The organism is Synechococcus sp. UW86 (genome assembly GCF_900474085.1).
GTDB lineage: Bacteria > Cyanobacteriota > Cyanobacteriia > PCC-6307 > Cyanobiaceae > Parasynechococcus.
Genome location: NZ_UCNU01000005.1, coordinates 16352 through 25882 on the forward strand (window position 1 = coordinate 16352; position 9531 = coordinate 25882).

The window sequence follows — 9531 nt, forward strand, 5'->3', positions numbered from 1 at the left end:
ACAAATCGTCAGACATGCACGACATCATTTGCCCTCACTGCAATACCGCCTTCAAGGTGGATGAGGCCGGGTATGCCGACATCCTCAAACAGGTGAGGGATCGTGAATTTGAACAGCAACTGAACAAGCGACTGGCCCTCGCCGAACAGGACAAACGCAATGCCATCGAGTTGGCCGTTGCCAAAAAAGACAGGGAAATGCAAACGCTTGAGGCCCAACTCAAGCAAAGTGCAATCCATCAGGAACTGGCGATTAAAGATGCCGTGAACAAAGCGGAGAAGCAGCGTGATCGCATTGCCGCTGAGCTCCAGCAAATTCGTGAGCAGCAGGCCACAGAACTACGCCTGGCTGAAACCAAATTCGCCAAAGAAATGCAGGCGATGACGCTGCAAAAAGACAGTGAAGTGAGGGATTTGCAGGCGAAGCTCCAGGCTGGAGCCATGCAGCGCCAGCTGGCCGTGAATGAAGCGGTCAGTTCCGTGGAGAAGCAACGCGATGCACTTCAAAGCGGCTTGAAGGAAGCGGAACTGAAGCATCAACTGGAATCTCAATCACTGAAAGATCGCTACGAAGCCCAGCTCAGTGATCGGGATCAGGCCATTGAACGCTTGCGCGACATGAAGGCGCGGCTTTCCACCAAAATGGTGGGAGAAACCCTCGAGCAACACTGCGAAACCGAATTCAACAGGATTCGTGCAGCGGCTTTCCCCAAGGCCTATTTCGAAAAAGACAACGACGCGCGCAGTGGAAGCAAGGGTGACTACATCTTCCGCGACCAGGACGACCACAACAACGAAATCATCTCGATCATGTTTGAGATGAAAAATGAGGCTGATACAACGGCCACCAAAAAGAAAAACGAAGACTTTCTCAAAGAGCTAGATAAAGACAGAAACGAAAAAAATTGCGAGTATGCGGTGCTCGTCTCCCTGCTGGAGCCTGAAAATGAGCTTTACAATTCAGGCATTGTTGATGTGTCTCATCGCTTCCCGAAGACCTACATCATTCGCCCACAATTCTTTATTCCATTCATTACATTGCTCCGCAATGCAGCCATGAAGTCTCTGGAATACAAAGCTGAACTGGCTCTGGTGAAGGCACAGAACATTGATGTCACCAATTTCGAGAACGACCTCGAAACCTTCAAAACAGCCTTCTCACGCAACTACGACCTCGCCTCCAGACGCTTCCAAACGGCAATCGATGAAATCGATAAGTCGATCGATCACCTCCAAAAAACCAAGGATGCCCTGATGGGTGCTGATCGAAACCTGAGGCTTGCCAATGACAAGGCACAGGATGTGACCGTTAAAAAGTTGACCCGACGCAATCCAACGATGGCAGCCAAGTTTGCTGACTTGAACAACGCTCCTGATCAGAAATCGGCCTGAGCCATGCCCTCCAGTCCACGCAACCGAATTGGCGAGGTTTACGGCAAACTCACCGTGGTGCGCGCATCCGAACGGCGAACCAAAGCAGGAAACGCTTTTTGGTGGTGCCGCTGCAGCTGCGGGGCCGAGCGGGAAGTTCCCAGCGACAAGTTGTCGCTGAACACGGCTCGCCGCAAGCCCACCGTGAATGCCTGTGAAACCTGTTCCCGCGAACTTCAAATTGAAGGGGTTTATCGCAAAAACGATCGGGAGGAAAAACAACGCCGCCAAGCAGCGCTGGAAGCGAGATCACAGCTGAAGGGTCAAGTGCCTGATCGCTGGCTTTCCCTGCCGCTCACCGATGCTCACGCACGAGAACTGGGACAAAAACTCTTTTTCCGCGGCACAACTTGCCTGCGTGGACACCTCGCGCCCTACCGCATCAACGGCGGTTGTCAGGCTTGCTCCGGTCAGACCCCATCCGCGGCAAATTCGCCATCAACCAAGCCCAAAGGGTCATAACAGCGGCACCAAAGGCCATCATCGCCAGGAGCTTGGCTTCCATTCAGAGGAAATCGAAATCGTCTTCCGAATCACCGGAAAATGCATTCATCACGAGGGCAGCAAAGGGCACAAATACGGCTGCCATCACAAGTATTTCCACAGGCTTAAGAGCGGCTGTCTGAACTTAAAGGGTTTGACTTTACAAAAAGTCATCAGCACTACCGTCCCGCTGGAGTGAGTTCAAATACTCATTTCTGATCCAGGCATAGGCATTTCACTCCGTTGTCAGCCCAGACGACCGAATCAGACTGAACTGAGTCGGACAACGACGATGCCAAAGGTGCTGAAGGCGGCCTCACAGACGATTCGCAATCTGCTCAAGCCGGCAACTCAACACAGCTTCTCCGAAGACCGGCTGCGCAACGACCGGCAGAGCTACATCGCGATGACGCGGGCACTGGTCGATGCCCAGCTCAAATGGCGTGATGCGGAGCTCAGCTCACGCCTCTGGAAAGACGTGGCCGACCGTGGCATGGATCGCGGCCGCCTGCTTCACCTTATCTACAGCGTTGACGCTCATCACGATGATGTAGCGCTGCAGAACGCCGATACGGCCTATCTGCAGCTGGTTGATCCCAGCGATCCCTGAGGCGGAACAGCTTTAGAGCTCAAACAGAGTGCCCAGCAGCATGGCGGGATGGGTTGACTCCCCTGCCGTGCTGCGTTCGAGCTGAACGGCCATCACGCAGTGGGCCATAAATCGAACGGCCGAAAGAACAGCCAGACCAATGCACAGGGGGCAGTGCGTGAGGGTCAAGACAGGGGCCTGCCGGAGTGATGGACCCATCCCAAAGCAGAAGCCGGGACGCGCCACGATCTCTTCAACAAGCGTCATGCAAGAGACCCATCCCACCCCGGGCAGGTGGTGGGGGATGGGGTAGAGGGCGGCTGGTAAAGTTGTTGTTTATTGCTCTCTTTCGGGGAACGGATGAGTCAGGTCACAGTCGGCGAAAACGAAGGTATTGAATCCGCGTTGCGTCGCTTCAAGCGCTCCGTCGCCAAAGCCGGCATCTTTTCTGATCTGCGTCGGATCCGTCACCACGAGACCCCCGTTGAGAAATACAAGCGCAAGCTGAAGCAGCGTTCACGCAACCGTCGTCGCTGAGCTCGCACGACACGTCAGCTGCAAACGGGCCCTCGGGCCCGTTTTTTTGTGCCCATCCGTCGCCCTCTTCACGGTGAGCTCTGGTTTTCGCCAGACTTCATAAATGCTTAAGAAGACCAAGACCAGCCAATGGTGTTGATCAATCCTTTTTGCCCGATCAGTGCGGCAAAAATCGCTGGCTTGAAGACCACCGTGGTCTTGCTGTTGGTGTTGTTGATGAAGTCGAAATTGCTGCGAATCAAGATGTCCCTCCTGGGATCTGTTCTTGGATTCGCCATGTTGGTGAGCTTCTTACTCACCACAGGTCTCCTCACTGTGATCACTGGCGGAGCCGTTGCTTACGCCGCCATGCAAAACCGGAGCAACTGAGCCATGCGCAATCGTCTTCCTTTTTTGAGCGGACTTGCATTGGCAACCCTCGGAGTTTCAGGTCTTGCCGGCGGTGGTTTGCTTTGGAATTTTCAGGGCCGCACTCTGGGGCTTGGCAGCACGGTTACGGCATTGGTTCTGCTGGGAATCAGCTTTGTTCTGCTTCGGCCAGAACCACGACTTTCACCCGTTGAAGTCCCTGAAGCCAGCCAGCCGCTCAAATTCAAGGCACCACAAGCATCCTTCCTCGGCCTGATGCTGGCAATCCTCGGCACCTTCGGCATGGCAGGTTCCGGGTTGCTGTGGAATTTTCAGGGTTTGGCCTTTGGACTCACCGGCACCCTCACGGCCGCCGTTGCTCTTTTGCTGAGTCTGGTTTTTCTGTGGCCCCTCGGCACCTTCAAGGCCAAAACATCTCTCAAGACCGAGCCGGTGGAGACCATCGAAGCTGTTTCGGAGAGCGCATCTCCCGCACAAACAACAGCAGAGGCCATTGCCGAATTGCTGGCAGCCGAACAGCAGCAGCGCCCAGAGCTGACGTTGGTGAATTTCGCTCCGTTGAACCTGCTGCCGGGACAAAGAGTGCCCACAAAGTCTCGTCGCGCAGGCAGTTCACTTGGTCGTTATCGCTCAATGGCGAGCGACCTGTTCAAGAGCTGAAGTCTCTCCAGAGATTGCGAATCTGTCGGTGCCAGGGGGTGATGTTGAGATCAGGGCGCTGAACATTTGATCTGGGTTCATCAACATTGAATCCAGCCTCTTCCATCTCCCGTCTCAGCCGACGGGTGATTGGGATGAGCGCGATTGAAAGCACCAAGGCTGCGAGAAGCAGAAAGGGGAGCAACGACACCAGCCAAATGGTGGCAATCACGGTGATTGCACCTGCCATGACCGTCTTCAGCCATCGCGGCAGGGTTCTGCTCTGTTGACCTGGAAGTTGCTTCATGGCTCAGGACAGTCCGTTCGCTCTTGAGAAAATCCGCTGGAGTTCACATTGAAATGCTGTGGCAGTGAGGGGTTCCCCCAAGCGCCTGCGTTGGTTGCGCCGGAGCACAGCTCCAATCCAACAAACCTGCAGAACAATCAACAGCGAAGCAATGATCAGAACCGGAGATTCAAGATCATTCCACTGCATCTGAGTTCAGTAACTGGATTGGGGCAGGGTGAAGCCCGACTGCATATGACCAACATCAAGCATCACGTAGGTGAGCCAAATCAGCACTGCTGCAACACCAGCCCCTGCTGCAACCTTTGCCAGAGAACGGCCAATCATCTCGAGCAGGCTGACCTCTTTCATCGCGTTGATCCAACTTCGATGATTCTGACGCGTCTTTCGCCCATACCGTCGCCAGCCATAAAAAAGCCCCGCGATGGCGGGGCTTTTGAATCTGATCACGCTGGTGTTCAGCGGCTGGCCACGGCTTCTTCCAGAACAGCGGCTTCGCCAGCGGCGAAATCCGTGTCTTCCGCAGCGGAATACTGCATGTCGGGCTCAAGGCGGCGGGCGATGAGCTCGTCAATGGAAAAGACACCTGGGCCACAGGCGAGAACGGCCACGGCAGCCGCGAAATAAAGGCCAAGAAGCTCCAGCAGATAGATGTTGAAGCCCGCTGTGACGATGGCGTGATAAATGGCGACGGAGATGGTCCCGGCGACTGCCAAGGCTCCCATCCGCGTCAGCAAGCCAGTAATCAACAGCCAGCTGCCGATCACCTCCGAGAACGCTGCGACGTAGGAGAGAAGGATCGGGAAGGGCAGATGCAGAGGGCGCACGAATGCATCTGCAAAATTCTCGATATTGGCGAGCTTTTCGTAACCGTGGTGAATCAGCAGCGCGCCGGTGAACACCCGAAGCAAGAGCAGACCTAGATCGCCAGCAATGGGGCGGGTCAGAATGGCGCGAATCACCACAGAACACGTCGACTACACACAACTTAAATAAGTTGCGCGCAGCAACGCGGCTTCGCGCCAGGGCGGAGCAAGGAATGGGTACTTCTACTCAGTCGTCGTAGACCAGGCACTCGGGCTCATCGGGGTTCTGCTCGCAGAACAGCTCAAGGGGTGAGGGGTCATGGGGATCATCAGGAAATTCCTTCTTGTGATCCAACAGCCACTGCAGCTCCTCCGTGAGATGACGCACCTTGCCTTCGTTGTGCTCAGACAGGGCCTTAAGGAACTCCTCCTGGTCCTTCTGAATGTGCTCGTCAATCGTTTTCATGACTGAAAATGTCATCTGGCTGACATTCGGTTGTTAGCGAAGACCACCCCGATCGATCAGTCGGTAGATCTACCTTTGTGGCCGAAACCACACAACAGATCCGCTCCGGGCCCCATCACGTCCTGTGACACGACAGTGGCCATTGGACGATGGCCGCAGGAAAGTCGGGTTGACTGATGTTGAGTGGATGCAATTTTCCGAACGCAGCGTTCTGACGGGGCTGCTTGTCTTCGCCGTAGGCGTTGTGGTGGGAATCGGAATTGGCTCAGCCAGTACTGTTGCTGCCCTGACCCAAGGCGCACCTGACGTTCTGCAGAGTTGGTCGGGGGTGGTTGCCCTGCCGTGAAGGTTGACGGGACAGCCTTTCCCACCTATTAGAAGCGCAGATCGGGTGAGTCGCGCGATGCTGTCAGATGAGCGGCAGATTTTTAGCCGTGACAAAAAGCCACTGCGCCAATTCCTGAAACGGCTTCAACGCTTTTTGTTCGGATAATCAACGCGTTCCAACACTGATATTCCCTGCGCCAATCAACTGTTCAAGCCGTGCAGTGAGTTTCCGTTCGGTTCGATCAAATTGCTCCTGATTGCCGGCCACGTAGGCAAGCTCTTCACTGGTGATCACCTGGTGGGTGACGGCATCAAGGTAGATCTGAACCAGGGACATCCACAGCGGCATCAACCGACGGCCATCCTGGCAACACTGGAACGCAAACGGTGAATCAGGCCACGCGGAACTGAGCTATGGATCGAGAGACCATTCAGAGCCTGATCAAGCAATGCAGCTTGGGGCTGTTCGATCTGGCCTGTGCCGTCAGCGGACACCCAAGCTGGGATCTCAATCTGCCTGTGGGAGTGATCGATGCACGACGCTCCAAACCAAAGCTGATGGTGAGTGCCATCGGCACGATCAACTCAACCCTGAAGGCCTCATCCACCATTGCCCACCCGTTGATGGTGCGCCTGTTCGAACGGTTCGAAGACGTGGGTCTGGAACAGGCGTTGACGGAAATGAAGAGTGGAGAGGATGGGGAGGCGTTCTGCGAGGTCTGGCAGGCATACAGGGATGAACGCCGTTGTGGTGATGCCCCGATGTGGAGCATCGAAGACGCCACAGCCTTTGTGGTGCAGTCCCGCGAGGCTCACGCTGATCGTGAAGTGGCCTGCGTTGCCATTCTCCCGGGGGATCCCCACCGCATCATCACCTTTTCAGTTCCCATCGCCTTCCTGACACGAGATTGAGTGTGTCCGAACTGCTGATGCAAATCGCCCTGCTGGGCATCGCCATTGGCGCCAATGCCCTCTCGGCTCTGGCGGGAGGGGGAGCAGGATTGGTGCAACTGCCCGCCCTCATCCTTCTGGGCCTTCCTTTCTCCATGGCATTGGCCACCCACAAGGTGGCCAGTGTTGCGCTGGGGCTGGGAGCGAGTGGGCGTCATTGGCGTGCCAGCAGTCTTGATCTGAAACGCTCAGCGCTGGTGTTGGCGGCCGGTCTTCCAGGTGTGTTTGTGGGAGCCAGCATGGTTCTTGCGCTGCCCGATCAAGTGGCCACAGCGAGCCTTGGGCTGCTGACCCTTGGGCTGGGGGTTTATTCGGCTCGGAAACCGGATCTGGGGACGACAGACCAGCCCTACCCGCTGACAGCCCGCACCGTTGGGCTTGGCAGTTGCGGGCTGTTCATCATTGGCGTTCTCAACGGTTCCCTCACCTCAGGCACGGGGTTGTTCGTCACCCTGTGGCTGGTGCGCTGGTTTGGGCTGAGCTACGCCAGAGCCGTTGCTCACACCCTGGTGCTGGTGGGCCTGGGGTGGAATGGCACCGGGGCGCTGGTGCTGGGTTTGAGCGGCGAAATCCGTTGGGACTGGCTTCCACCGCTGGTGCTGGGTTCACTGATCGGAGGCTTCCTGGGGGCCCACTATTCCCTGGTGAAAGGAAGCCGCCTGGTCAAACAAGCGTTCGAGATCTTGGCGCTGCTGATGGGCGGATCACTCCTGATCCGCAGCGTCTGAATCGGCATCTGCAAGGAAACGCCCCGAAAAGCGCGTGGCCAACACCACTGTTGCGGCCCCGTAGGCGATGAACGTCACCGCCTGACCAGAGCTGGCCGTTTCGTAAACCTCACCTGTCAGCAGCATCCAGTCCATCAAGGACGCCACCGTTCCCCAGATCACCACCCAGACGGACACGTAGGCAACACCGCGGAAGGTCCGATTCACAAGGCCATGGGTTGAGTGAACCCGACGCTAGGGGAAGTCGCTCGAACGAGGAAGGCCTGCGGCTCCCGTAATGTCGCTGATTGAACCGGTTGAGGGGATGCCGAAGAAACGCCGCAAGCTCAACAAAGAGATGGAAGCGGAGATGGCCGCTGCCAAGCGCAAGATTGAGCTGGTGGGCGCGCTGATCAACGACATCCGCGATGAAGACATCCAGGGTGAGTACTTCGGCGCCTTCACGCAGATCCGCAGCGCCGTGGTGAATCTGATCGCGAAGTACACAACGGACGGATTCTGCGAAGAGACCGAGGGTCTTCTAGCGCTGTACAAGGGCTTGATTGAGCAGTTTGAAGAGGAGTACGAGCTCTGAACAGGCACGAACGCAGCACAGCGTTTAGGTTCAGCTGCCTTCGTGCCTTGCCATGGCTCTTCGAGAGACCAAACCCCAGGTGTCACCGCTGCGCCTCAAGATCACGGTGTTGATCGCCGGCTTCGGGCCCCTGGTCGCCATCGGCCTCTGGCTTCAGTCCAAGGGGTTTTTCAACTGACGCCATGCATCGATTCCTCGCCACGGCTGGACTTCTCGGCCTCGGCCTGGCTCCCAGCGTGAGCTGGGCCGAGACCATGACAGCTCAGGTGGGCGCCGACTTCTGATTACAACACCCATGCCTCATCCTCCGCTGGACGCAGAACAGATCCGTGCCCTGTTCACCAAGCCTTACGGCACACCCGGCCCCACAGCTGCGCAGTGGAAAGCCGTCTATGCCAGTGACGTGCATTTCACCGATCCAACCCAGGAACGGCAGGGCATTGACGCCTACATCCTTGCCCAGGACGGTCTGATGCAGCGCTGTGATGACGTGTTCCTGGAAACGGAATCGGTGGTGGTGAACGGTGAAACAGCCTTTGTTGAATGGCGCATGGGCCTCAAGATCAAAGGGATTGAGTTCATCTATCCCGGGGCGACCCGGCTCCGCTTCAATCCAGATGGAAAGATCGGGGACCACCGCGATTATTTCGATTTCGTCGGCCCCACGTTTGCTCCAGTGCCCGTAATTGGTGGACTGGTGCGTTGGCTCTACAAACGCTTCGTTGCCTGAACCACGGCCCCAGGGCCATCTGTTAATCGGCCCCCCGGGCAGCGGCAAGTCCACCCTCGCGGCGATCCTCGCTCCGCTGCTCCCTGCACGGGTGATCGCCAATGACGTGCTAAGGGAACAACTGTGGGGAGAGGCGAATGTGCAGGGTCCTTGGTCTGAATTGGAACCGCATCTGCATGGCGCCATCGACCGCGCCATCGCCGATGGCGACAACGTGCTGGTGGATGCTACCCATGCGCAACTCAACTGGCGCCAAGGGTTGATGCAGCGAAGCATGGGGGGCCAGCACCTGCCATGGACCGGCTGGTGGTTGCAGACACCGTTGAATCAGTGCCTGGTCTGGAACCGCAGCCGCCAACGGTGCGTTCCAGAGGCCGTGATTCGTGCGATGCACATGAGCCTGAACAGCCCCCCCAACAGGCCCGACCTCAGCGAAGGATTCACAAGCTTGATCCGCCTCAATCCCGCCGGCCCCCAGCTCAGCGATCAGATCAACCGGGCCCTCCAAACCATCCTTGATGCCTTGCCATGAAGAAAGGTGAGCAGGTCATGCACCCCCTTGGGAGTCCCATCAACGTGATCCCAACGGCACAAG

19 protein-coding genes are annotated in these 9531 nt (G+C 56.9%); 13 read left to right on the forward strand and 6 right to left on the reverse strand.

All coding sequences use genetic code 11. The features are described from left to right. Positions 1–14 precede the first annotated feature (14 nt). The 3 genes from DXY04_RS01140 (at position 15) to DXY04_RS01150 (ending at position 2523) form a co-directional block, all read left to right on the forward strand. Entirely contained in the window at positions 15–1391 is a 1377-nt protein-coding gene (locus tag DXY04_RS01140; RefSeq protein WP_115160647.1) for a DUF2130 domain-containing protein, read from the forward strand. 3 nt (positions 1392–1394) lie between these two features. Then, positions 1395–1892 (forward strand): early protein (E6), encoded by a 498-nt coding sequence (locus DXY04_RS12340; protein WP_115082102.1) that lies wholly within the window; start codon positions 1395–1397, stop codon positions 1890–1892. Positions 1893–2205: 313 nt separating this feature from the next. Beyond that, complete coding sequence (locus DXY04_RS01150; protein WP_115160648.1) at positions 2206–2523, forward strand: hypothetical protein; 318 nt, start codon at positions 2206–2208, stop codon at positions 2521–2523. A 12-nt stretch (positions 2524–2535) separates the two neighbouring features. On the opposite strand, the gene DXY04_RS01155 is transcribed toward DXY04_RS01150, so the two are convergent. Next, on the reverse strand, positions 2536–2769 hold the full coding sequence (locus DXY04_RS01155; protein WP_006851686.1) for a hypothetical protein: 234 nt from the start codon (positions 2767–2769) through the stop codon (positions 2536–2538). 93 nt (positions 2770–2862) lie between these two features. Between DXY04_RS01155 and rpsU the strand changes: the two genes are divergently transcribed. From rpsU to DXY04_RS01170, 3 genes are all read left to right on the forward strand, one after another. Beyond that, the gene (rpsU, locus tag DXY04_RS01160) at positions 2863–3039 is read left to right on the forward strand and encodes a 30S ribosomal protein S21 (protein ID WP_009790002.1); all 177 of its coding nucleotides are present in this window, start codon (positions 2863–2865) and stop codon (positions 3037–3039) included. Between the two features lie 129 nt (positions 3040–3168). Continuing rightward, on the forward strand, positions 3169–3408 hold the full coding sequence (locus DXY04_RS12400) for a hypothetical protein (RefSeq protein WP_114988968.1): 240 nt from the start codon (positions 3169–3171) through the stop codon (positions 3406–3408). Between the two features lie 39 nt (positions 3409–3447). Then, positions 3448–4068 carry a hypothetical protein gene (locus DXY04_RS01170; protein WP_244278535.1) on the forward strand — a complete coding sequence of 207 codons (621 nt, stop codon included), beginning with the start codon at positions 3448–3450 and terminating at the stop codon, positions 4066–4068. Positions 4069–4549: 481 nt separating this feature from the next. Here the strand turns inward: DXY04_RS01170 and DXY04_RS12350 are convergent, their stop codons facing one another. The 3 genes from DXY04_RS12350 to DXY04_RS01190 all read right to left on the reverse strand — a co-directional run bounded on the left by DXY04_RS12350 (position 4550) and on the right by DXY04_RS01190 (position 5626). Further along, positions 4550–4705, reverse strand: a complete 156-nt coding sequence (locus DXY04_RS12350) for a hypothetical protein (protein ID WP_006850963.1) — start codon at positions 4703–4705, stop codon at positions 4550–4552. A 107-nt stretch (positions 4706–4812) separates the two neighbouring features. Beyond that, positions 4813–5316, reverse strand: coding sequence for a DoxX family protein (locus tag DXY04_RS01185; RefSeq protein ID WP_115160719.1), 504 nt, complete (start codon positions 5314–5316; stop codon positions 4813–4815). A gap of 91 nt (positions 5317–5407) precedes the next feature. After that, positions 5408–5626, reverse strand: a complete 219-nt coding sequence (locus DXY04_RS01190) for a CP12 domain-containing protein (protein WP_006852050.1) — start codon at positions 5624–5626, stop codon at positions 5408–5410. A 187-nt stretch (positions 5627–5813) separates the two neighbouring features. On the opposite strand from DXY04_RS01190, the gene DXY04_RS11975 reads away from it, so the two are divergent. Then, the gene (locus tag DXY04_RS11975) at positions 5814–5972 is read left to right on the forward strand and encodes a hypothetical protein (RefSeq protein WP_170951300.1); all 159 of its coding nucleotides are present in this window, start codon (positions 5814–5816) and stop codon (positions 5970–5972) included. A gap of 147 nt (positions 5973–6119) precedes the next feature. Here DXY04_RS11975 and DXY04_RS01195 read toward each other — a convergent pair whose 3' ends face one another. After that, positions 6120–6302 (reverse strand): hypothetical protein, encoded by a 183-nt coding sequence (locus tag DXY04_RS01195; RefSeq protein WP_115160720.1) that lies wholly within the window; start codon positions 6300–6302, stop codon positions 6120–6122. Between the two features lie 65 nt (positions 6303–6367). Between DXY04_RS01195 and DXY04_RS01200 the strand changes: the two genes are divergently transcribed. Both DXY04_RS01200 and DXY04_RS01205 read left to right on the forward strand, forming a co-directional pair. After that, positions 6368–6865: a hypothetical protein gene (locus DXY04_RS01200; RefSeq protein WP_115132452.1), complete on the forward strand. Its 498-nt coding sequence runs from the start codon at positions 6368–6370 to the stop codon at positions 6863–6865. Positions 6866–6882: 17 nt separating this feature from the next. Next, on the forward strand, positions 6883–7632 hold the full coding sequence (locus DXY04_RS01205) for a sulfite exporter TauE/SafE family protein (RefSeq protein WP_115160721.1): 750 nt from the start codon (positions 6883–6885) through the stop codon (positions 7630–7632). Here DXY04_RS01205 and DXY04_RS01210 read toward each other — a convergent pair. Further along, a complete protein-coding gene (locus tag DXY04_RS01210; RefSeq protein WP_115160651.1) occupies positions 7609–7839 on the reverse strand; it encodes a hypothetical protein in 231 nt (76 codons plus the stop codon). The two genes, DXY04_RS01205 and DXY04_RS01210, sit on opposite strands and share 24 nt — an antisense overlap. Before the next feature lie 97 nt (positions 7840–7936). On the opposite strand from DXY04_RS01210, the gene DXY04_RS01215 reads away from it, so the two are divergent. From DXY04_RS01215 to DXY04_RS01225, 4 genes are all read left to right on the forward strand, one after another. Further along, the gene (locus tag DXY04_RS01215; RefSeq protein ID WP_115160722.1) at positions 7937–8206 is read left to right on the forward strand and encodes a hypothetical protein; all 270 of its coding nucleotides are present in this window, start codon (positions 7937–7939) and stop codon (positions 8204–8206) included. A 52-nt stretch (positions 8207–8258) separates the two neighbouring features. After that, on the forward strand, positions 8259–8384 hold the full coding sequence (locus tag DXY04_RS12505) for a hypothetical protein (protein WP_006850359.1): 126 nt from the start codon (positions 8259–8261) through the stop codon (positions 8382–8384). A 117-nt stretch (positions 8385–8501) separates the two neighbouring features. Beyond that, the gene (locus DXY04_RS01220) at positions 8502–8936 is read left to right on the forward strand and encodes a nuclear transport factor 2 family protein (protein WP_115160652.1); all 435 of its coding nucleotides are present in this window, start codon (positions 8502–8504) and stop codon (positions 8934–8936) included. Then, on the forward strand, positions 8929–9468 hold the full coding sequence (locus DXY04_RS01225; protein WP_115160653.1) for an ATP-binding protein: 540 nt from the start codon (positions 8929–8931) through the stop codon (positions 9466–9468). Before DXY04_RS01220 ends, DXY04_RS01225 begins: the two co-directional genes overlap by 8 nt. Positions 9469–9531: the final 63 nt, after the last annotated feature.